At 55.3% G+C, this 20,833-nt stretch carries 22 protein-coding genes; 12 read left to right on the top strand and 10 right to left on the bottom strand.

All coding sequences use genetic code 11. The annotated features are described in order from the left end of the window. Positions 1-227 precede the first annotated feature (227 nt). Together carB and ACTF5M_RS05905 are read left to right on the top strand one after the other, a co-directional pair. Positions 228-3,464, top strand: a complete 3,237-nt coding sequence (carB, locus tag ACTF5M_RS05910) for a carbamoyl-phosphate synthase large subunit (protein WP_438960135.1) — start codon at positions 228-230, stop codon at positions 3,462-3,464. A gap of 182 nt (positions 3,465-3,646) precedes the next feature. Continuing rightward, entirely contained in the window at positions 3,647-4,768 is a 1,122-nt protein-coding gene (locus tag ACTF5M_RS05905; RefSeq protein ID WP_438960134.1) for a beta-ketoacyl-ACP synthase III, read from the top strand. On the opposite strand, the gene arsH is transcribed toward ACTF5M_RS05905, so the two are convergent. Beyond that, the gene (arsH, locus tag ACTF5M_RS05900; protein ID WP_438960133.1) at positions 4,765-5,472 is read right to left on the bottom strand and encodes an arsenical resistance protein ArsH; all 708 of its coding nucleotides are present in this window, start codon (positions 5,470-5,472) and stop codon (positions 4,765-4,767) included. The two genes, ACTF5M_RS05905 and arsH, sit on opposite strands and share 4 nt — an antisense overlap. Positions 5,473-5,612: 140 nt before the next feature. Here arsH and ACTF5M_RS05895 point away from each other — a divergent pair, with 140 nt between their 5' ends. Then, the gene (locus tag ACTF5M_RS05895) at positions 5,613-6,188 is read left to right on the top strand and encodes a thymidine kinase (RefSeq protein ID WP_438960132.1); all 576 of its coding nucleotides are present in this window, start codon (positions 5,613-5,615) and stop codon (positions 6,186-6,188) included. A gap of 9 nt (positions 6,189-6,197) precedes the next feature. Here ACTF5M_RS05895 and ACTF5M_RS05890 read toward each other — a convergent pair whose 3' ends face one another. From ACTF5M_RS05890 to ACTF5M_RS05870, 5 genes are all read right to left on the bottom strand, one after another. Next, the gene (locus tag ACTF5M_RS05890) at positions 6,198-7,142 is read right to left on the bottom strand and encodes a 2-hydroxyacid dehydrogenase (protein ID WP_438960148.1); all 945 of its coding nucleotides are present in this window, start codon (positions 7,140-7,142) and stop codon (positions 6,198-6,200) included. 11 nt (positions 7,143-7,153) lie between these two features. Continuing rightward, positions 7,154-7,492: a tRNA-binding protein gene (locus tag ACTF5M_RS05885; RefSeq protein ID WP_438960131.1), complete on the bottom strand. Its 339-nt coding sequence runs from the start codon at positions 7,490-7,492 to the stop codon at positions 7,154-7,156. Further along, complete coding sequence (gene proC, locus ACTF5M_RS05880; RefSeq protein WP_438960130.1) at positions 7,485-8,300, bottom strand: pyrroline-5-carboxylate reductase; 816 nt, start codon at positions 8,298-8,300, stop codon at positions 7,485-7,487. The genes ACTF5M_RS05885 and proC overlap by 8 nt, the downstream gene beginning before the upstream one ends. Before the next feature lie 28 nt (positions 8,301-8,328). Further along, positions 8,329-8,832, bottom strand: coding sequence for a YbjN domain-containing protein (locus ACTF5M_RS05875; protein ID WP_438960129.1), 504 nt, complete (start codon positions 8,830-8,832; stop codon positions 8,329-8,331). 288 nt (positions 8,833-9,120) lie between these two features. Further along, complete coding sequence (locus ACTF5M_RS05870; protein WP_438960128.1) at positions 9,121-9,375, bottom strand: accessory factor UbiK family protein; 255 nt, start codon at positions 9,373-9,375, stop codon at positions 9,121-9,123. 99 nt (positions 9,376-9,474) lie between these two features. Between ACTF5M_RS05870 and lgt the strand changes: the two genes are divergently transcribed. From lgt to ACTF5M_RS05850, 4 genes are all read left to right on the top strand, one after another. Continuing rightward, positions 9,475-10,353: a prolipoprotein diacylglyceryl transferase gene (lgt, locus tag ACTF5M_RS05865; RefSeq protein WP_438960127.1), complete on the top strand. Its 879-nt coding sequence runs from the start codon at positions 9,475-9,477 to the stop codon at positions 10,351-10,353. After that, positions 10,350-11,444, top strand: coding sequence for a class I SAM-dependent methyltransferase (locus ACTF5M_RS05860; protein WP_438960126.1), 1,095 nt, complete (start codon positions 10,350-10,352; stop codon positions 11,442-11,444). Before lgt ends, ACTF5M_RS05860 begins: the two co-directional genes overlap by 4 nt. A 6-nt stretch (positions 11,445-11,450) precedes the next feature. Further along, positions 11,451-12,215: a peptidoglycan editing factor PgeF gene (gene pgeF / locus ACTF5M_RS05855; RefSeq protein WP_438960125.1), complete on the top strand. Its 765-nt coding sequence runs from the start codon at positions 11,451-11,453 to the stop codon at positions 12,213-12,215. A 355-nt stretch (positions 12,216-12,570) separates the two neighbouring features. Next, a complete protein-coding gene (locus ACTF5M_RS05850) occupies positions 12,571-13,374 on the top strand; it encodes a Hint domain-containing protein (RefSeq protein WP_438960124.1) in 804 nt (267 codons plus the stop codon). A 20-nt stretch (positions 13,375-13,394) separates the two neighbouring features. Here the strand turns inward: ACTF5M_RS05850 and ACTF5M_RS05845 are convergent, their stop codons facing one another. Next, a complete protein-coding gene (locus ACTF5M_RS05845; RefSeq protein ID WP_048599450.1) occupies positions 13,395-13,895 on the bottom strand; it encodes an Lrp/AsnC family transcriptional regulator in 501 nt (166 codons plus the stop codon). A gap of 211 nt (positions 13,896-14,106) precedes the next feature. Between ACTF5M_RS05845 and trxB the strand changes: the two genes are divergently transcribed. Together trxB and ACTF5M_RS05835 are read left to right on the top strand one after the other, a co-directional pair. Next, positions 14,107-15,045 (top strand): thioredoxin-disulfide reductase, encoded by a 939-nt coding sequence (gene trxB, locus ACTF5M_RS05840; RefSeq protein WP_438960123.1) that lies wholly within the window; start codon positions 14,107-14,109, stop codon positions 15,043-15,045. A 140-nt stretch (positions 15,046-15,185) separates the two neighbouring features. Beyond that, a complete protein-coding gene (locus ACTF5M_RS05835; RefSeq protein WP_438960122.1) occupies positions 15,186-16,901 on the top strand; it encodes a bifunctional sulfate adenylyltransferase/adenylylsulfate kinase in 1,716 nt (571 codons plus the stop codon). Positions 16,902-16,970: 69 nt separating this feature from the next. Here ACTF5M_RS05835 and ACTF5M_RS05830 read toward each other — a convergent pair whose 3' ends face one another. The 3 genes from ACTF5M_RS05830 to ACTF5M_RS05820 are packed head-to-tail and all read right to left on the bottom strand — an operon-like array spanning position 16,971 to position 18,724. Beyond that, a complete protein-coding gene (locus ACTF5M_RS05830) occupies positions 16,971-18,011 on the bottom strand; it encodes a succinylglutamate desuccinylase/aspartoacylase family protein (RefSeq protein WP_438960147.1) in 1,041 nt (346 codons plus the stop codon). Between the two features lie 44 nt (positions 18,012-18,055). Beyond that, on the bottom strand, positions 18,056-18,295 hold the full coding sequence (locus tag ACTF5M_RS05825; protein ID WP_438960121.1) for a DUF1150 family protein: 240 nt from the start codon (positions 18,293-18,295) through the stop codon (positions 18,056-18,058). A gap of 15 nt (positions 18,296-18,310) precedes the next feature. Next, positions 18,311-18,724 carry an Hsp20 family protein gene (locus ACTF5M_RS05820; protein WP_048599445.1) on the bottom strand — a complete coding sequence of 138 codons (414 nt, stop codon included), beginning with the start codon at positions 18,722-18,724 and terminating at the stop codon, positions 18,311-18,313. A 203-nt stretch (positions 18,725-18,927) separates the two neighbouring features. Between ACTF5M_RS05820 and ACTF5M_RS05815 the strand changes: the two genes are divergently transcribed. The 3 genes from ACTF5M_RS05815 (at position 18,928) to ACTF5M_RS05805 (ending at position 20,833) form a co-directional block, all read left to right on the top strand. After that, the gene (locus ACTF5M_RS05815) at positions 18,928-19,143 is read left to right on the top strand and encodes a YdcH family protein (RefSeq protein ID WP_048599444.1); all 216 of its coding nucleotides are present in this window, start codon (positions 18,928-18,930) and stop codon (positions 19,141-19,143) included. Between the two features lie 126 nt (positions 19,144-19,269). Then, positions 19,270-19,755: a 5-(carboxyamino)imidazole ribonucleotide mutase gene (purE, locus tag ACTF5M_RS05810; protein ID WP_438960120.1), complete on the top strand. Its 486-nt coding sequence runs from the start codon at positions 19,270-19,272 to the stop codon at positions 19,753-19,755. Then, positions 19,748-20,833: a 5-(carboxyamino)imidazole ribonucleotide synthase gene (locus ACTF5M_RS05805; RefSeq protein WP_438960119.1), complete on the top strand. Its 1,086-nt coding sequence runs from the start codon at positions 19,748-19,750 to the stop codon at positions 20,831-20,833. Before purE ends, ACTF5M_RS05805 begins: the two co-directional genes overlap by 8 nt.

Below are 20,833 nucleotides of genomic sequence, written 5' to 3'. Positions count from 1 at the left end.
CAATCCCCCATAATTGCCCGCATTTAACCCCGTTGCAGGACCATGACACCCCAAACACGCATAACTCGCGGATGGCGCGTGCCAACCAGCCGCAAAAGGCACACGTAAAATGCGCGCGTGCACGCGGTGCTGCATTGTTTTATAGATCAGAGTGCCAATCCCCTTGCACCGCGCAGCGCGATGCCTATAACGCACGACAATTTGCAATCACAACCGAGGGCACTGCCATGCCAAAGCGCACTGATATCAAGTCAATCATGATCATCGGAGCGGGGCCTATTGTGATTGGCCAAGCTTGTGAGTTCGACTACTCTGGCGCACAAGCCTGTAAGGCACTGCGCGAAGAAGGGTACCGGGTTATCTTGGTTAACTCGAACCCCGCCACCATCATGACAGACCCCGGCTTGGCCGATGCGACCTACATCGAGCCGATCACCCCAGAGGTTGTTGCCAAGATCATCGAGAAAGAGCGCCCCGACGCGCTGTTGCCTACGATGGGCGGTCAAACGGGCCTGAACACCTCGCTGGCTCTTGATGACATGGGCGTGCTTGAGAAATTCAACGTTGAGCTGATCGGCGCAAAGCGCGAAGCCATCGAGATGGCCGAAGACCGTAAGCTGTTCCGTGAGGCGATGGACCGTCTGAACATCGAAAACCCGCGTGCAACAATCGCCAACACAATGGACGAATGTATGGCCGCCCTCGAAGATATCGGCCTGCCCGCGATCATCCGCCCCGCTTTCACGATGGGTGGAACCGGCGGCGGCGTTGCGTATAACCGCGATGACTATGAGCACTTCTGCAAAACCGGTCTTGATGCCTCACCCGTCAATCAGATCCTGATTGATGAGTCGCTACTGGGCTGGAAAGAGTTCGAGATGGAAGTTGTGCGCGACACGGCTGACAACGCCATCATCGTGTGCTCAATCGAAAATATTGACCCGATGGGCGTGCATACAGGCGATAGTATCACGGTTGCCCCCGCACTGACCCTGACGGACAAAGAATACCAACTGATGCGCACACACAGCATCAACGTTTTGCGCGAAATTGGCGTTGAAACAGGTGGGTCAAACGTACAATGGGCGGTAAACCCCAAGGACGGCCGCATGGTTGTCATTGAGATGAACCCACGTGTGTCACGCTCTTCCGCGCTGGCCTCCAAGGCGACTGGTTTCCCGATTGCAAAAATTGCTGCGAAACTGGCCGTGGGCTACACGCTTGATGAGTTGGACAACGACATTACGCGCGTCACACCCGCCAGCTTTGAGCCCACAATCGACTATGTGGTCACCAAAATTCCAAAGTTCGCCTTTGAGAAATTCCCGGGCTCTGAGCCCTATTTGACCACGGCGATGAAATCCGTGGGCGAGGCGATGGCCATTGGCCGGACAATCCACGAGTCAATGCAAAAGGCGTTGGCCTCGATGGAATCGGGTCTGACTGGCTTTGACGAGATCAAAATCGAAGGTGCGCCTGAGAAATCTGCAGTCGTAAAAGCGCTGGCAAAACAGACACCGGACCGGATCCGCGTGATTGCCCAAGCCATGCGCGAAGGTCTAAGCGACGACGAAATTCACGCAGCAACTGCGTTCGACCCTTGGTTCCTGGCGCGTATCCGCGAAATCATCGACGCCGAGGCAGACATTCGCAAGAACGGTCTGCCCACGAACGAACACGCTCTGCGCAAAATCAAAATGCTGGGCTTTACAGATGCGCGTCTTGCCACCCTGACGGGCCGCGACGAAGATAACGTACGCCGCGCTCGCCAGAACCTTGGCGTGGTCGCACAGTTCAAGCGCATCGATACCTGCGCTGCCGAATTTGAGGCACAAACACCTTACATGTACTCCACTTACGAAGCGCCCATAATGGGCACGCCCGAATGTGAGGCACGCCCGTCCGAGCGTAAGAAAGTTGTCATCTTGGGCGGTGGTCCGAACCGGATCGGCCAAGGGATTGAGTTTGATTACTGCTGTTGCCACGCCTGTTACGCGCTGACCGACGCGGGCTATGAAACCATCATGATCAACTGCAACCCCGAGACTGTCTCAACGGATTATGACACCTCGGACCGCCTCTATTTCGAGCCGCTGACCTTCGAGCATGTCATGGAAATCCTGCGCGTTGAGCAAGAGAACGGCACCCTGCACGGTGTAATCGTTCAATTCGGCGGACAGACCCCGTTGAAGCTTGCAAACGGTCTTGAAGCCGCTGGCATTCCCATCCTCGGCACATCCCCTGACGCGATTGATCTGGCAGAAGATCGTGAGCGTTTCCAAGCCCTTGTTGAGCGTCTTGAGCTAAAGCAACCCAAGAATGGCATTGCACATTCTGACGCTGAAGCCATGTCGATCGCCCAAGACGTTGGCTATCCGTTGGTGATCCGCCCATCTTATGTTTTGGGTGGCCGCGCGATGGAAATCGTCCGCGATGACGCGCATCTAACCCGCTACATTAACGAGGCCGTCGTGGTCTCGGGCGACAGTCCCGTGTTGCTGGACAGTTACTTGTCCGGTGCCGTTGAGATCGACGTTGACGCGCTAAGCGACGGTACAGATGTGCACGTTGCAGGCATTATGCAGCACATCGAAGAAGCCGGTGTACACTCAGGCGATAGTGCCTGTTCACTGCCCCCCTACTCACTGACCGCTGAGACGATCAAAGAGCTGCGCCGCCAGACAGAGGCGCTTGCGCGCGGCCTCAACGTTGTCGGCCTGATGAACATCCAGTTCGCGGTGAAAGACGGTGACATCTACCTGATCGAGGTAAACCCACGCGCCTCACGGACAGTGCCATTTGTGGCCAAAGCCGTGAACAGCCCAATAGCCTCAATCGCCGCGCAAATCATGGCGGGTGCAAAGCTTGCAGATTTCGATCTAGTTGATCCTGAAATCGACACATACGCGGTCAAAGAAGCAGTTCTTCCGTTTGCACGCTTCCCCGGTGTGGACACGATCCTTGGACCAGAAATGCGCTCTACGGGCGAGGTGATGGGGTCTGACAAAGACTTCCACATGGCTTTCCTCAAGGCGCAAATGGGCGCTGGCACTGAGCTTCCACAAGACGGTGAAGGCAAAGTGTTCTTCTCAATCAAAGACAGCGACAAAACGCCGGCGATGATTGAAGCCGCCACTGTGCTTCTTGAGTTGGGCCACACGTTGATGGCCACCAGCGGCACTGCGAAGTTCCTGACGGAAGCAGGCCTTAGCGTGGAGTTGGTCAACAAAGTTTATGAGGGCCGCCCCAACGTGGTGGACCAACTGAAAGACGGCGCAATCAGCTTGGTTCTTAACACGACAGAAGGGGCGCAAGCCATTGAGGACAGTCGCGAAATTCGCAAAGTCGCCCTTTATGACAAGATCCCCTACTTCACGACGGCTGCCGCCTCACACGCTGCAGCACTTGCCATGCGCGCACGCGCAGGTGGTGAAATCGAAGTGAAAGCGCTGCAAGAAAGCTAAGCCTCCAACAGGCCTAATGAAAAAAAGCCCGCCTGACCATTGGTCCTAGGCGGGCTTTTTCGTGTCTGAGGCGTCCTACAAAATCAAACTTCACACCCGCACCACCCCAAAGCGCCGTAACGTAGCGCTTGACCTAACCAATTGACTGTCCGCAAAAATACCCCAAGCCGAAGGGATATATTATGTACGCAGCAGCAATCACAGGCCACGGGGTCTTCACACCGGAAAACATCATCACCAATGATGAACTTGTTGACGCGTTCAACGCCTACGTGGACCGGTTCAACACCAAAAACGCCGCCGAAATCAAAAGTGGCGAAGTGACCGCTAAGGCCCATTCCTCCGCGGAATTCATTCACAACGCATCGGGCATCGAGAACCGCTATGTCATGGATAAAGAGGGCGTTCTGGACCCTGCGCGCATGTATCCCAAACTTAACGCACGCGCTGATGATGCCCCCTCCCTGATGGCGGAAATGGGAATAAAGGCCACGAAAAAGGCGCTGGATATGGCGGGGAAATCTGCTGCTGATGTGGACGCCATTCTATGCGCCGCCTCAAATCACGAGCGTGCCTACCCCGCAATTGCCATCGAAATTCAGGACCTTATCGGGGCCGGTGGCTTTGCCTTTGATATGAACGTCGCCTGCTCATCGGCCACGTTTGGCATTCAGGCCGCCGCCGATATGATTAAGTCGGGCTCAATCCGCTCGGCTCTGGTGATCTGTCCCGAAATTTGTTCCGCCCATCTGGAATGGCGCGACCGTGACTGCCATTTCATTTTTGGCGATGTGGCAACGGCAGTTTTGATTGAACGCGCCGAGGATGCCAAAGGCCCGCATTTTGAGATCACCTCAACCCAATGTGCCACGTCATTTTCGAACAATATCCGTAATAACAACGGCTTTTTGCGCCGCACCCATGACCACATGGACGATCGCCGCGATATGCAGTTCATGCAAAATGGCCGCAAAGTTTTCAAAGAAGTTCTGCCTCTTGTCAGCAAACATATTGCTGATCACATGACCGCCCAGAAGATCGCTGCGGATGACCTTAAGCGCCTTTGGTTACACCAAGCCAACAAAACCATGAACGATTATATCGGCAAAAAAGTCCTTGGCCGTGTGCCCGAAAACGGCGAGCAACCCAACATTCTGCAAGACTACGCCAACACCTCAAGTGCGGGGAGCATCATCGCTTTTTCACAGCACTCTGATGACATGGCAGCCGGTGATCACGGTCTGATCTGTAGTTTTGGCGCGGGGTATTCCGTAGGCAGCGTTATTTTGCGAAAGGCGGATTAGTCTTTTTGTGACACGCGCTTGTGCACTGCCTCGGCCGTTTCAACCCGCTCTGAATACCGGTCCGTCAAATACGCAGAATGGCCGCGGGTCATGTAGGTGAACTTAATCAGTTCCTCCATCACATCGACAATCCGATTATAAAGCGCACTTGGTTTCATCCGGCCTTCTGCAAACTCAAGCCACGCCTTGGGAATACTTGACTGGTTCGGGATCGTGATCATCCGCATCCAACGGCCCAAGATGCGCATTTGGTTTACTGTGTTGAAACTCTGCGAGCCACCGGACACCTGCATCAGCGCCAATGTTTTACCTTGGGTTGGGCGAATGCCACCAATCGCCGACAAAGGTAGCCAGTCAATTTGGGCTTTCATGATCGCCGTCATCGCGCCATGCCTCTCGGGACTGGACCAGACCATCCCTTCGGACCACAAGGCAAGCTCGCGTAGCTCCGCCACTTTGGGATGCTCCGGTGCAGCATCATCAGGAAGGGGCAGACCGGAGGGGTCAAAGAACCGAACTTCCGCTCCAAGCGCCTCAAGAACACGTGCCCCTTCTTCAGCGGCAGCGCGAGAATAGCTTTGCGGGCGCACTGATCCGTAGAGCATCAAAATACGCGGCGGATGACCGTCATCGCCCTGCCCCACCAAACCGTCGGGCGAAATTGGATGAAGCTGTGCGGGATCAAAAAGGGATGTGTCAGACATCGGGGCGCTTTCCTGAATAAATCTGTGCCAACCGGCGTTTGCGCAAAGAGTCCCGCATTCACAACGCCGCTTCAAGGCCAAATCTCACTTGGCGCGTCTTGCGTCTTGCAGTTCAGACAATCCTTGGGGTAGCAGACCCTATGGCAAAATTTTACTTTCATTATTCCACAATGAACGCGGGCAAATCTACCGTACTGCTGCAGGCGTCTCACAACTATATCGAGCGCGGCATGCAGACCTATTTGCTAACCGCCCGCTTTGATCTCCGCGCCGGTGAAGGCCGCATCTCCAGCCGTATTGGCATCGGCGTTGAGGCAGACACTTTCGACGAAACTGACGATCTTTTTGCCAAAATTTCAGCACGCTTGAGGACTGGTCCGTGTGCGTGTGTGTTCATCGACGAAGCCCAGTTTCTGACCAAAGAGCAAGTTTGGGGACTGGCCCGCGCGGTAGATGACCTCAACGTGCCCATTATGGCATACGGTTTGCGCGTGGACTTTCGCGGCGAACTTTTCCCGGGCTCTGCGGCGTTGCTTGCCCTTGCGGATGAGATGCGCGAAGTCCGCACAATTTGTTACTGCGGGCGCAAGGCGACCATGGTCGTGCGTCAAGATGAAAGCGGTCAGGCCCTAAAAGACGGCGCCCAAGTGCAAATCGGCGGCAATGAGACATATGTCTCGCTCTGCCGCCGTCATTGGCGCGAAGCAGTCAGCTAGCAGCGCAGCTTACGGCAGAACCAGATTAGGCAGAGCCGCGCCGTCGATATGCGCGGCGACATTGCGCACCGCCATCAGCCCCATATCAACGCGCACCTCAAGGGCCGCGGTGCCAAGATGCGGCAGCAGCGCCACGTTTTCCATCTGCAAAAGCGCCTCTGACACCACTGGCTCGCGCTCATATACATCAAGGCCCGCACCGGCGATTTGACCACTTTGCAGCGCATTGACTAAGGCCGCCTCATCCACCACATCGCCACGCGCGATATTAATCAAATGCGCATGGGATTGCATCTGCGCGAATCGCTCGGCGTTCATCAAACGGTGGGTTTGCGGCGTAGCAGGCACCGCAAGTACAACCACATCCGACGCATCTAACACCTGTGAAATTTCAGGCGCCTGTGTGCCATGTTCAGGCGCGTCAACGGTTGAACGATTATAGTATATTACGTTCATTCCAAAACCAGCGGCTGCGCGGCGGGCGATTGCTTTACCGATCCGCCCCATACCGATGATCCCAAGGGTTTTGCCGCCAATATGCATGCCCAACAGTTGTGTGGGGTGCCATCCATCCCACGCGTTTGCACGAACCATCCGCTCACCTTCGCCAAGGCGGCGACAACTCATCAAGATCAACGACATCGCAATATCAGCTGTCGCATCAGTCACCGCACCAGGGGTATTTGATACTGAAACACCTGCCTTTTGGGCCGCCGAAACATCAATGTGATTATAACCTACCCCAAAATTTGCGAGCATTTTACAACGTGGATTTGGCGCCGCATCAAAAGCCGCGGCGCTGAATTGATCACCTAACGTTGGCAGGATCACGTCATAATCTTGCAGCATTTCTGCTGCTTCTTGCGCGGACATTGGGGACTGATCTTCGCGGACCGTTACATCAGCGACCGCCTTTGCAGCCTCAAGCACATCTTGTGGTAAGTTTTTTGTAATCAATAGCTTAGTCAATGTAGTCGCCCCCCAATTGGCACATCCTGATCGGGCGAGACCAACACAACCCCCCCCTGCGCATCACTCACACCCAGCACCAGCACCTCTGACATGAATTTACCGATCTGACGTGGCGGAAAATTCACCACTGCCATCACTGTTTTACCCACCAGCCCCTCGGGCGAATAATGATCGGTGACCTGCGCACTGGAGCGTTTTTCACCAATTTCGCTCCCGAAATCGATCCAAAGTTTGATCGCGGGTTTGCGCGCTTCGGGGTATGGCTCCGCGCGCACAACTTTACCTGCACGGATGTCGACCTTCATGAAATCATCAAAAGAAATCTCAGCCATTTGCCAGCTCCTTTGAACGCGCAGTTGCAGCAGCAACTGTGTTGCTTATCAAGGTTGCAAGACCGTCTTGCGCATCCATCAAAACTTCAAGTCCCGCTTGCGTGGTTCCATTAGGGGATGTCACGTTGACCCTTAACTCAGATGGGGTTTCTTCTGATGCCGCCGCCAATTGCCCCGCCCCTGCAACCGTGGCTTTTGCAAGTTGCATCGCCAAATCCGCACCCAACCCTTGGGCTTGGCCCGCCGCTGATAGCGCCTCAATCATGTGAAAAACATACGCCGGGCCGGACCCAGACACCCCCGTAACCGCGTCCATCTGATCTTCGTTGTCCAGACGCACCACCTGCCCCACCGCACGCAACAGGGCCTCTGCCATGTCTAAATGATCGGGCGTTGTCTCGGCATTTCCGATCAACGCCGTGATGCCCGCCCCAACGGCAGCGGGCGTATTGGGCATGGCCCGAATGATCGGCGTTTTCGCCCCTAAAATAGTCGAAAAATTCTCCAAGGCCACCCCTGCAGCGACAGACAAAAAGACGGTATCACCGTTGCCCAGCTCTTGCATTTGCGGCAGCGCGTCGCCCATCATTTGCGGCTTCACAGCGATCAGAACCAGCGCAGGATTAGCAGGCAATTCTTGATTAACGCGCACGCCACAGTCGCTCAGCCACGCGCTTGGAAACGGGTCAAGCACGTTCACGGCTGGCGGCGAAAGCCCGTCGGCAAGCCACCCGTGCAACATTGCCGAGCCCATTTTACCACAGCCCAACAAAACCATGCCGCGCTGTTCAATTTGTTCTAAATCCATAGCTGCCCCCTGCCGTTTTCAAGGCAAGTTAGGCGCGCCCGTAAGCTTCCGCAATGGCAGTTTGTAAGGCAGCCTCAACGCTGGCGTCGCCCCATGTCGCAAGCTGAAACGCAGGGTAATACCGTTCAGCGGACATAACTGCTGCATTGATTGCCGTGTCAATCTGGTCGGGGCTGGCAATCTGCCCGCCCGCAAGGATCAACCCGTATCGGAACACCATCAGCTTTTGCTCTTCCCAATACGAAAACGCCCCTGCCCAACACCGGTCATTCACCGCGTTAAGGGCCTCCATTAACGTAGGTATCTGGTCTTTCGGCGGCTCCATGTCGAACGTGCAAATTAACCGCAACGTCTCATCGGATGCGACCCAAGCCAGCGTAATTGAATACGTCCGCCACTGCCCCTCGACCGCCATTGCGATCTGATCATCATGAATACGATCAAACTGCCAATCATGATGTTCAGCAAGATGTTCAACAATATCAATTGGATGAAGGTCTTCGGCGTCCAAATACTGCTCAGAGAGTGCCATTTTGTGGCCTTTCAGGTGTTGGCGCTGTCGATGGCAGTCGACCTAGCGCTAGGGTACCTACTCAAGGGGGTGTGGTTGCCGCTCGCCCCTTAGCTACATGCTGTGCCATCGCATGGGGGCCTGTAAAGACAATATTTGGGGATAACCTCAATAACTTGTGGGTAAGATCGCATTTACCACTATTTTTGCCGCATAATCGGCAATCGTGATAAGCAAGCACAATAAACCGACCCTTCACAAAGAAGAGCCGGCTCAAATTTCGAAATCCAATTAGGGTAAAGGAGCTACTTAACTCTTTTTCTTGCCCTTTGCTTCAAGCGCTTCAAGCCGTGCAAGCAAGGCTGCATTCTCTTCACGGGCTTTCACAGCCATCGCACGCACGGCGTCAAACTCTTCGCGTGTTACCAACTCACGGTCCGCCAACCAACGGTCCATCATTGATTTCATTGCATTTTCCGCTTCATCCTTGGCACCTTGGGCAACACCCATGGCGTTGGTCATAAGCTGGCTGATGTCGTCCATAATTTTGTTACGCGTTTGCATTTGGTCTGGCCTTTCCGCTAACTGTTACATCCTATATGGGCAGAATTGCGGTCAGTCTCAAGGGCCGCACACGCGACACAACCGCCGGAGGTCCTATTTATGCTCGCCGCGATCCCATTTCCTAATTTGTCGCCAAACATTTTCAGCATCTCTCTGTTTGGCATGGAATTCGCCCTTCGCTGGTATGCAATGGCTTACATCGCCGGCATCGTCATCGGTTGGCGCATCATAGTCGCCGCTTTGCGCCGTCCCGCTTTGTGGTCAAAAGACACAAGCCCCTTCAGCCCAGAACAGGCCGAGGACCTTCTGACGTGGATCGTGGTTGGTGTCATTTTGGGTGGCCGCTTGGGTTACGTCTTTTTCTATCAACCTGCCTATTACCTGCAAAACCCACTTGAAATTCCGGCCATCTGGACCGGCGGTATGTCATTTCACGGGGGCTTCTTGGGCGTGGTCTTGCTGGCCTACGTCTGGACCCGCCGCAACAAGGTCGCCCTCTGGCCGCTTGCTGATAGCTTGGCAATTGCTGTCCCGCCCGCGCTACTTCTTGGCCGCGTTTCAAACTTCATCAACGCCGAACTTTGGGGCCGCCCGACAGACGCAGCTTGGGGGGTGATCTTCCCGGGTGAGGCCGCCCAAGCCTGTGAGGGTATTATCGGCGCATGTGCGCGCCATCCCTCACAACTCTATGAAGCCGCATTTGAAGGTCTCATCTTGGGAGCGTTTTTGCTGTATTTGGCCTTCCGCCGCGGCCTGCTGAGACGGCAAGGTGCTGCGACCGGCATCTTCCTTGCAGGGTACGGAATGGCGCGCTTTGCCGTCGAATTTGTCCGCCAGCCCGACGCGCAATTTGTGACGCTGAACAACCCGCTCGGGCTGGCGTGGCAAGTCAACGGATACGGGCTGACCATGGGGCAGTTTCTGTCTTTGCCCATGATCCTTGTAGGGCTCTTTTTGATCCGGCGCGCTTTGCGATGACGGAAGAAAACGGCGCGCGCGAGCTCACTCTCAAGGATCATCTGCTTGCACAGATCAAAGCAACAGGTCCGCTGAGTATTGCGCAATTCATGCAGACCTGCATGCTACATCCGACGTTGGGATATTACACAACCCGCGATCCTTTGGGCGTAACTGGTGACTTCATAACGGCCCCCGAGATCAGCCAAATGTTTGGTGAGGTTATCGGCCTTGCACTTGCACAAACATGGATGGATCAGGGGACACCAACCCGCTTTGCACTGGCCGAGCTGGGCCCGGGCCGCGGAACCCTAATGGCCGATATTTTACGGGCAACTAAAGGGGTTAAAGGCTTTCATGACGCAGCCGAAGTTCACCTGATCGAAGCATCACCGGTGCTGCAGAAAGCCCAGCTAGACATTCTTTCAGGGCTCAACGTCACCCATCACACCACGGTAACGGATCTGCCCAAACTACCGCTTTTTGCAGTCTCTAACGAGTTCTTCGATGCACTTCCGATACGTCAGTTTACCCGTGACAAAGACGGCTGGCGCGAGCATTTGATCTCAGCACAAGACGGCACCCTCATCATGGGCCTGTCAGACGCCGCCCCGATCGCCGCACTGGAACATCGATTGGATGACACGACCCCCGACATGCGCGTAGAGACATGCCCGCAAGCTACTGCAATCATGTCCCATCTTGCTGAGCATATCGCGCAAAACGGCGGCGCGGGCCTTGTGATCGACTATGGTGATTGGCGCAGCAACGGCGATACATTTCAGGCCCTATCAAACCATAAGCCCGTTGATCCATTGACCCATCTTGGCACCGCTGACCTGACCGCCCATGTTGATTTTGAGGCCTTGGCAGACGCCGCCAAAGCCAGCGGTGCAGCACCATCCTTGATGACGCACCAAGGTGTCTTTTTGGAACGTCTTGGCATCACTGCGCGCGCCCAAAGCCTTGCCAATAAACTCAGCGGAACCGCCCTTGAGCAGCATTTCGCCGCGCATAAGCGCTTGACCCACCCTGACGAAATGGGAACTCTATTCAAAGTATTGGGCATCACGCCGCATGGCACACGCCCCATTGCCGGACTGGAGTTTTAACCCTTTATGGCCCTTGATGTCATCACATCTGACGCATTGCACACGTGTCGCCACGGCTTTTTCACCCGCGTTGGCGGCGCTTCATCAGGTATATTTCACGGCCTGAACTGCGGACAAGGCAGCAGCGATCAATCGCAAGCCGTTGCGATCAACCGAAGTCGCGTCGCCGCACATTTCGAAGTGCCAGTCACACAGTTACACACGGTCCCTCAACACCACTCCGCCGACGTTCATGTGATCACATCGGCCCACGCAGCCGAAGGCAGAACACGCGCGGACGGGATGGTCACAAATGTCAAAGGGGCTGTGTTGGGCATTTTGACTGCAGATTGTCAGCCCGTTTTGTTCAGCGATCCAAAGGCAGGCATCATAGGCGCGGCTCATGCAGGCTGGCGCGGCGCAATGGCAGGCATTTTGGAAAACACCATCACGCAAATGGAAAAACTTGGCGCGGTCCGTCAGAATATCACAGCCATAATTGGGCCCAGCATCAGCCAAGCAAACTACGAGGTGGGCCAAGAGTTCCTCGAAGAATTCATGGATCATGACGCTGAAAACGCGCGTTTTTTTGTTGGCGGTAATGCCCCCCAGAAGTACCAATTTGATTTACCATCCTTTGGCCTAAAACTACTGCGTGACGCTGGCGTTGGACACGCGGAATGGACACGTCACTGCACCTATGCCGCCCAAGAACGCTTCTTTAGTTATCGTCGCAGCTGTCATCACAACGAAGCTGACTACGGGCGATTAATCTCAGCCATTACTTTGTAAACTGCTTGCGTTTTTTGCTGTTAACTATTGCGGCGAAACCATGTTGTGGGTGCAGATTACCCATCGTCCTGCCCTAAACATACCTCATTTGATGTGGTTTCTTCCGTAATCGCGCCGCATTGGCGGTGCAGGTTGGCTCAAACTTTAATGAGTACGGAGCCTGCCATGACCGCGCACCCCAAATGGATAACCCTCCTAATTGCAGCATCCGAAACTGCGCAACACCACCAAATGCCGTGGTCACGCAGCAGCAAGAAAATACGCTTGAGTGAGCCGCGCCAGTCCACACCCACATCATCTTCGCTGGCGTCTGAACATAAGAAAACTGCCGCGTAAACAACCCCTTGAGGTGCCGATGTATTATCCGCCACGCCCCATAACCCAAGTAAGTACAAAACAGCCAACGGCCGTGTCAGCACGCACACTCACGGCACAACCGACACGCCAGTCTAAGAAGCCCTTGCTGCGCAAGTACGAAGCCAGCTTCCTGCGGGCCGACGGCACGGTCGCAGATATCTCACAACTCGCACCGGCATCCGATTTATTCGAAAGCGCCTTCGCGGCGATAGCGCGCGGAACGCTCATCGCGACACCAGACGGCCCACGCGCGATTGAAGATCTGTGGCCCGGAGATGTAATCACAACCTCTCACAACAGCCGCACCACCCAAGAGACCGTTCTTTGGAAAGGCACATTGACGCTTGTTCCAAACGCACCGCGCCAATCCCCTGAAATGGGTCACCTCATGCGGTTACCCATGGACAGTTTCGGGATGGGCAGGCCTGCTCCGGATCTCATGCTGGGACCAAAAGCGCGCGTCTTGCAACGCGGGCAAAATTGCACGGATACGTTAGGCACCGACGGCGTTTTGGTGCCTGTGCGCTCACTTATCGACGGCATGAATGTCATTGAGATCACACCGTCAAGCCCCGTTCAAATCTACCATATTGCGCTAAAGCGGCATGCGGTAATTTTCGCAAACGGTATGGGCATCGAGACCTATCACCCGGGCCAGCAGGCAACCGCGCAAACAAATGCGCAGATGCTTGAACTCTATTTATCGTTTTTTCCGCATGTCACACGCGTCAGTGACTTCGGCCCTTTGGCGTACCCGCGCATCGTCAGTGACGCCCAAGGGCCAGACAAGCAAATCGCCTAAGCCCACAGAATATTTCTGACTTACGCCTCGGTGTTGAGACGGCTTTCCAATACGTCAAACGGCACGCCCGGCTCGTTTTTGGCGCCGCGAATGACCAGCGATGTTTTGACGCTGCCAACATTTGGCGCGGTCAACAGCTCGCCAGTCAAAAACGACTGAAAGCTGCTCAGATCAGGGGCCACACATTTCAAAATGAAATCAACTTCACCGTTCAACATGTGACACTCGCGCACCAACGGCCACCCTTCACAACGCTGCTCGAACTCGCGTAGATCATTCTCTGCCTGAGACTGTAGACCCACCATCGCGAACACCTGCACTTCAAAACCAAGCTCGCGCGCATCAACCTGTGCGTGATAGCCTTTGATGTAGCCCGCGTCCTCAAGCGTGCGCACACGGCGCAAACACGGCGGCGCAGAAATACCAACGCGCTTGGCCAATTCCACGTTTGTCATGCGGCCATCCGCTTGAAGCTCGGCCAAAATCATCCGGTCAATCGGGTCCAGTTTTGCACCAGCCATTAAAGTATCCCCCTAAAGTTCAGCGCCTTTCTTACGTTAGCCGCTTTGAGCGCGCAACAATATTTCAACATTGCGCAATATTTATGCGCAGCTATTCGCTTAGCCGCCCCCTTTCAACCCCTGAAAATGCCGTTTATATCTTTTCACTGACCGCAATCTTCTGCCACCTCATTTACGGCCTCAAAAGCCGCACCATAAAGGGAAGCCCGCCATGGCCGACACACGCCACACCAAAGTTCTCATCATCGGTTCTGGCCCTGCTGGCTATACCGCCGCCGTCTATGCAAGTCGTGCCATGCTGAACCCAATTTTGGTTCAGGGTATTGAGCCAGGCGGCCAGTTGACCACCACAACCGAGGTCGAAAACTGGCCCGGTGATACGGAAGTTCAGGGCCCTGATTTGATGGTCCGCATGCAAGATCACGCCGCCGCCATGGGCACCGAAATCATCGGTGATATCATCACTAAGCTCGACACAACCTCCCGTCCATTCACCGCCCACGGCGACAGCGGTACGACCTACACCGCCGATGCGGTTATTCTGGCAACAGGCGCGCGGGCCAAGTGGTTGGGGCTTGAAAGCGAAGAAAAGTTCAAGGGCTTTGGCGTATCGGCCTGTGCCACCTGTGACGGCTTTTTCTACCGCGGTCAGGAAATTGTGGTGATCGGTGGCGGCAACACTGCTGTTGAAGAGGCGTTGTTTCTGACCAACTTCGCTTCAAAAGTCACGCTGGTGCACCGCCGTGACACGCTGCGCGCTGAAAAAATCCTCATTGACCGCCTGATGAAGAACGAGAAAATCGTCCCACTGTGGGATCATGAAATGGTTGAGGTTACCGGCACAGACACGCCTCTCGGGGTGGAAGGCATCACCGTGCGCAACGTCAAAACAGGCGAGACACAGGACATCGCCTGTAAGGGTGTCTTCGTAGCGATCGGCCACGCCCCATCCAACGAATTGGTGAAAGACGTGCTTGAAACACACATGGGCGGCTATGTGGTGACCAAACCAGACAGCACCGAAACCAGCATCCCAGGCATCTTCGCCGCGGGTGATTTGACGGACCACAAATACCGCCAAGCGGTCACCTCTGCCGGCATGGGGTGCATGGCCGCCCTTGAAGCCGAACGTTTTTTGGCGGGCGAATAAGTCAATCATGCACCCGAACCGCGTTTAATTACAGTTAGGCGCGGTTTGGGCGGGATTGCCGCGCCATTGCACGATTTTCGCCACATTGCTTGGGTAACCGGAAGCCACCTAGGACCGATATACCCCAAATGAGTAATCCAATGACAATGGCAGCTAACCTTACCCCAATCCCCGAACTCTATGTCAGCTATGAAAGCGCGCAAAAGCTTAAAGCCGAGGCAGGCGATCTGATTAGCCACGATCTGACACCACGCCAAATCTGCGATCTAGAGCTTTTGTTGAACGGTGGGTTCAACCCACTCAAAGGGTTCTTGTCCCTAGACGATTACAACAGCGTCGTGGACACGATGCGCCTTGCGGACAGCACCCTTTGGCCCATGCCAATCACCCTTGATGTGGCCGAAGACTACGCCGAAAGTTTGGAAATCGGCCAAGACATCGCCCTGCGCGATCAAGAGGGCGTCATCCTCGCCACCATGACTGTCACAGACCGCTGGACACCAGACAAAGCCCACGAAGCCAAACAAGTTTTTGGCGCCGACGACAGCGCGCACCCTGCCGTTAACTATCTTCATAACACGGCAGGCAAGGTTTATCTGGGCGGTCCCGTCACAGGCATTCAGCAACCAGTTCACTATGATTTCAAAGCACGGCGCGACACACCGAATGAAATGCGCGCCTATTTTCGCAAACTTGGATGGCGCAAAGTGGTCGCTTTTCAAACGCGCAACCCACTGCACCGCGCCCACCAAGAACTGACGTTCCGCGCTGCAAAAGAAGCACAAGCCAACTTGCTTATTCATCCCGTTGTGGGACTTACAAAGCCGGGTGACATTGATCACTTCACGCGGGTGCGCTGCTACGAGGCGATCCTTGATCAATACCCACAAGCCACCACAACCATGTCGCTATTGAATCTGGCGATGCGCATGGCGGGCCCCCGCGAGGCGGTTTGGCACGGGCTCATCCGCAAAAACCACGGCTGCACACATTTCATCGTTGGCCGCGACCACGCGGGCCCCGGCGCAAACTCGGCCGGTGAAGATTTTTACGGCCCCTACGACGCCCAAGACTTGTTCCGCGAACACCAAGCGGAAATGGGCATCGAAATGGTTGATTTCAAACACATGGTCTACGTCCAAGACCGCGCCCAATACGAACCTGCTGACGAAATTACCGACAAAGATGACGTCACAATCCTGAACATCTCCGGCACCGAATTGCGCCGCCGCCTGTCCGAAGGTTTGGAAATCCCCGAGTGGTTCTCGTTCCCGGCCGTCGTGAACGAGTTGCGCAAAACCCGCCCACCGCGCGCGCAGCAAGGATTTACAGTGCTGTTCACGGGCTATTCTGGTTCTGGCAAATCCACCATCGCAAACGCGCTTATGGTGAAGCTGATGGAAATGGGCGGACGTCCCGTAACCTTGCTTGACGGCGATATCGTCCGCAAAAACCTCAGCTCCGAGCTCGGCTTTTCGAAAGAGCACCGCGATCTAAACATCCGCCGCATTGGCTATGTTGCATCGGAAATTACCAAAAACGGTGGCATCGCCATTTGCGCACCAATCGCCCCCTATGCCACGACGCGGCGCGCCGTACGCGAAGATATTGAACAGTTTGGCGCCTTCATCGAGGTCCACGTAGCCACGTCAATTGAAGAATGTGAGCACCGTGACCGCAAGGGTCTCTACAAGCTTGCGCGCGAAGGAAAGATCAAGGAATTCACTGGTATTTCAGACCCTTACGATATTCCCGAAAGCCCGGAATTGCGTGTTGAGACCGAAAACGTCGATGTCGATAACTGTGCGCACCAAGTGCTTCTTAAACTTGAAAGCCTCGGCCTAATCCGCGCCTAACTTCTGATCGCGGACATATCCGGAAACGCACAAGGGCAGGGTACACACCCTGCCTTTTTTGCTACCCGCCTAAATAATTTCATCTTCATCAAACAGCGGAGAGGCATCCAGCTGCGCAGCAATTTCTTCCACGGTCGCTTCCGCATCTCCTTGACGCACGGCCGCCAAATGAAACACTGCATCCCCTTCGTTCACAACGGGCAGCACCGCGCGGCCCACCACAATCCCGGGGGCTGGGGCCAGAATTTCATGCTCTTCTGCGCCGAACGGATCGCTCACCGCCGCCAGTAAATCAGCCCTTTCGACCACGTCGCCATCCCCTTTGAACGCGCGCAACAAGCCGCCTGCGGGCGCACGCACCCACTGGCATGAACTGCACAAAAGGGACGGCGTGATCACCGGATCAAAGTCCGTGTCGTCCACCATGTCAGCGCCGTGCAACACACGCATTATGCCCATCACGCCCGCGCGCACCGCAAACTCATCAAACCGAAGCCCTTCGCCCGCTTCATACAAAAGCACATCAACCCCGCGTTCTGCCGCCTCGGACCTTAACGAGCCTTCGCGCAGATCTGATGTCAAAATAACAGGTGCTCCAAATGTCCGCGCCATAGCCAGCGTACGCGCATTACCCGCTGACACTCGGCACTGGGGCAAATTTGTGCGGTGGATCGCAGCTGAGTGTAAATCAACACCAAAGCTGCACCGCTCAACAACGTCGCGCAAAAATATCTGGGCCAAACGGGACGCTAAAGACCCCTTGGATGAGCCAGGAAACGATCGGTTCAAATCCCGCCGGTCCGGCAGATATCGCGACCGGTTCAGAAATCCGAACGCATTTACAATCGGCACCACAAGCAGCGTACCGCGTAACAATTCGGGATCAACACTGGCCAAAAGACGGCGACAAATCTCAACGCCCACCACTTCGTCGCCGTGCACGGCCGCACTGACGAAAAAAACGGGGCCCTCATCCGCCCCGTGGATCACATGAACGTTCAAGCCCACGGGCGTGTTGTTAGCCATCACGCTGACGGGCAACTCAACAGTTTGTCTGCTGCCCGCCGCAATTTCACTGCCTGCAATCTCAAATGGCGCACGCATAATCAGGATCTCACTTTTGTCTGCAGCGCCAATTACTGCGTCTGTGGCAGTTAATGAACGGTTACTGGCTGCAAATCGTTCTCACGCGCCAACTCAAACGCCAAACGTCGTCCAGCGACAAGCGCCAATTGTTGGCCTGCATCATTGTGCACCGCAAACAATGGGCCCTGCCCGTTCACTTTTTCACGCACCTCATCGGGCAATTCATCAAGGGCAATCGGCTTTACGTAAACCAACTTGCTGTTATCGCCAAAACGCGCGTCTGTTGAATTTGAAACGTCATTTTTCATATCGATTCCCCCCACTTACCCTTTTGAAATTTCGATTTTCTGGATGATCCGGTCTGGCACTGCGCGGTTCAGATCAACGTGCAACAGCCCATTCTCAATCCGTGCGGCACCCACTTCAACGCCGTCTGCCAGCACAAAAGACTTCTGGAACTGCCGCGCTGCGATCCCACGATGCAAGAAAACGCGACCCTCACTATCATCAGTTTGCCGGCCACGGATCACAAGTTGGCTGTCTTCCACGGTGATACTTAAATCATCATCGCCAAATCCAGCCACCGCAAGCGTGATGCGGTAAGATGTGTCGCTAGTTTGTTCGATATTATAGGGCGGGTATCCATCGTTTCCGGTCTTCGCGCTGCGCTCAACCAAGCGCTCAAGCTGCTCAAACCCCAACAAATAGGGATGGGTCCCCAAGGTTAATTTCGTCATCTATTCGTCCTTTTCAGTCAAGCGACGGTATCAAGGCGCACCCCAAATCAAGGCAATGCGCTTCATGGGATAAAATATGGGGGCGCGTTTACGGCTTCGCAAGGTTTTCCTAGGTGAAATAGGCTAGAATCAGGTAGTTAAGTGAAACAGATCGATGACTGGTCCCCAGATACATCGGCAAAAGCCCAGACAGAGGACTGCAAATGAACGCGCAAATGGAGATGCCAAGCGAAGATGTGTTGCGCATCAAACTTGAAGTTTTGCGCCAAGAGCACCGTGATCTGGACACAGCGATCGAAGCACTGACGGACAGCCCCTTTGACCGGCTCACGTTGCAGCGCCTAAAAAAACAAAAACTCGGCCTGAAAGATCGTATCGCGCAACTCGAAGACCGCATCACCCCCGATATTATCGCCTGACATACGGCCAACCCGCCCACAGCCGCGTTCAATTTCGGCGCGCCGATTGCGTAACAGGCCAACGGCGTTATAACGACCTCAACAACGACCGCCCCGCGCGATCAACACCACGAAAAGGGGCGCGCTATGTCCATCACAGTCGGTATCATCATGGGCAGCCAAAGCGATTGGCCTACCATGAAAAACGCAGCCACAATCCTCGATGAATTAGGCATCGCCTATGAGACCAAGATCGTCTCGGCGCACCGCACCCCTGACCGGCTTTGGGAATACGGCAAAACCGCCGCCGAGCGTGGTCTCAAAGTGATCATCGCAGGTGCGGGTGGTGCCGCCCATTTGCCCGGTATGATGGCGTCCAAAACCCGCGTGCCTGTGGTGGGTGTGCCCGTTCAAACCAAGGCACTTTCGGGTGTGGACAGCCTGTATTCTATCCTGCAAATGCCAAAAGGATATCCCGTTGCGACCATGGCGATTGGCGCGGCAGGTGCTGCCAACGCAGGCCTAATGGCCGCCGGTATTTTGGCCACATCTGATGATACGCTGGCCGCACGGCTCGATAAATGGCGCGCTGATTTATCCGCATCCATCCCGCAGGAGCCAACAGATGACTGACACCGCGACACTGCCCGCGGGCGCATTGCCCCAAGGCGCGACAATCGGCATTTTGGGCGGCGGTCAGCTGGGGCGAATGTTATCCGTTGCGGCCTCGCGCCTTGGCTTCAAGACCTGCATTTTTGAACCCGCCGGTGACTGCCCTGCCTCGCATGTGGCCAATTACCATTTCAAAGCCGCCTATGACGACGCCGACGCGCTGTTGAATTTTGCGCGCTCTGTTGATGTGGTCAGCTATGAGTTTGAAAACATTCCCACGGCGGCGCTTGATCTGATCCAGGACCACAGCACAATCCGGCCGGGCCGCGCAGCGCTTTCAACCAGCCAAGATCGCCTGACCGAAAAAGACTTTCTCAGCGGCTTGGGCCTGCGCACTGCGCAGTATGCTGACATCACCGATCTGGCATCATTAACCAAAGCACTCGAAACTTTTGGCACGCCAGCGATCTTGAAAACCCGCCGCTTTGGGTATGACGGCAAGGGCCAAGTCCGCATAAACGACATCTCTGAAGCCGCCGCCGCCCTTGAAGCGGTCCAAGGCGCGCCATGTGTTCTAGAAGGATTTGTCCCGTTCAGCTGCGAGATCAGCGTCATCGCCGCGCGAAGCCCATCAGGCGAGGTGGTCTGTTATGATCCAGGCGAAAACGTGCATTCAGACGGCATTTTGCGCACCACCACAGTGCCCACAACTGTCCCCGCGCCACAGCGGATGGACGCGGTTTTGATGGCCGCCAAAATCTTGAACGCCCTTGAATACGTAGGCGTCATGGGCCTTGAACTTTTTGTGACACCCACAGGCTTGGTCGTAAACGAGATCGCCCCGCGCGTGCACAACTCTGGTCACTGGACGCAAAACGGCTGCACCACATGCCAGTTTGAACAGCACATCCGCGCCATCGCCGGATGGCCCTTGGGCGACGGCACACGCCACAGCGACGTGCGGATGGAAAACCTGATCGGGGATGATATGGACCGGCTGCCAGCTTTGCTTGGCTCAAACGCGGCGGTGCATCTGTACGGCAAAGCTGACGTCAAACAGGGCCGAAAAATGGGCCACGTTAACTTCATCACGCCTTAG

It is taken from the genome of Nereida sp., assembly GCF_965655635.1.
In the GTDB taxonomy this organism is placed as follows: domain Bacteria; phylum Pseudomonadota; class Alphaproteobacteria; order Rhodobacterales; family Rhodobacteraceae; genus Nereida.
This window is presented reverse-complemented; position numbering and strand designations above follow the sequence as displayed.

Bases quoted from the DNA above. Each gene is read 5' to 3' on its own strand.
- ACTF5M_RS05870 (WP_438960128.1), bottom strand. From the start codon at position 9,375: ATGCAAACGCGTAACAAAATTATGGACGACATCAGCCAGCTTATGACC.
- ACTF5M_RS05895 (WP_438960132.1), top strand. From the start codon at position 5,613: ATGGCAAAATTTTACTTTCATTATTCCACAATGAACGCGGGCAAATCT.
- ACTF5M_RS05905 (WP_438960134.1), top strand. From the start codon at position 3,647: ATGTACGCAGCAGCAATCACAGGCCACGGGGTCTTCACACCGGAAAAC.
- ACTF5M_RS05885 (WP_438960131.1), bottom strand. From the start codon at position 7,492: ATGGCTGAGATTTCTTTTGATGATTTCATGAAGGTCGACATCCGTGCA.
- arsH (WP_438960133.1), bottom strand. From the start codon at position 5,472: ATGTCTGACACATCCCTTTTTGATCCCGCACAGCTTCATCCAATTTCG.
- ACTF5M_RS05805 (WP_438960119.1), top strand. From the start codon at position 19,748: ATGACTGACACCGCGACACTGCCCGCGGGCGCATTGCCCCAAGGCGCG.
- trxB (WP_438960123.1), top strand. From the start codon at position 14,107: ATGGCCGACACACGCCACACCAAAGTTCTCATCATCGGTTCTGGCCCT.
- ACTF5M_RS05850 (WP_438960124.1), top strand. From the start codon at position 12,571: ATGTATTATCCGCCACGCCCCATAACCCAAGTAAGTACAAAACAGCCA.
- purE (WP_438960120.1), top strand. From the start codon at position 19,270: ATGTCCATCACAGTCGGTATCATCATGGGCAGCCAAAGCGATTGGCCT.
- ACTF5M_RS05815 (WP_048599444.1), top strand. From the start codon at position 18,928: ATGAACGCGCAAATGGAGATGCCAAGCGAAGATGTGTTGCGCATCAAA.
- proC (WP_438960130.1), bottom strand. From the start codon at position 8,300: ATGGATTTAGAACAAATTGAACAGCGCGGCATGGTTTTGTTGGGCTGT.
- carB (WP_438960135.1), top strand. From the start codon at position 228: ATGCCAAAGCGCACTGATATCAAGTCAATCATGATCATCGGAGCGGGG.
- ACTF5M_RS05845 (WP_048599450.1), bottom strand. From the start codon at position 13,895: ATGGCTGGTGCAAAACTGGACCCGATTGACCGGATGATTTTGGCCGAG.
- lgt (WP_438960127.1), top strand. From the start codon at position 9,475: ATGCTCGCCGCGATCCCATTTCCTAATTTGTCGCCAAACATTTTCAGC.
- pgeF (WP_438960125.1), top strand. From the start codon at position 11,451: ATGGCCCTTGATGTCATCACATCTGACGCATTGCACACGTGTCGCCAC.
- ACTF5M_RS05820 (WP_048599445.1), bottom strand. From the start codon at position 18,724: ATGACGAAATTAACCTTGGGGACCCATCCCTATTTGTTGGGGTTTGAG.
- ACTF5M_RS05825 (WP_438960121.1), bottom strand. From the start codon at position 18,295: ATGAAAAATGACGTTTCAAATTCAACAGACGCGCGTTTTGGCGATAAC.
- ACTF5M_RS05860 (WP_438960126.1), top strand. From the start codon at position 10,350: ATGACGGAAGAAAACGGCGCGCGCGAGCTCACTCTCAAGGATCATCTG.
- ACTF5M_RS05875 (WP_438960129.1), bottom strand. From the start codon at position 8,832: ATGGCACTCTCTGAGCAGTATTTGGACGCCGAAGACCTTCATCCAATT.
- ACTF5M_RS05835 (WP_438960122.1), top strand. From the start codon at position 15,186: ATGACAATGGCAGCTAACCTTACCCCAATCCCCGAACTCTATGTCAGC.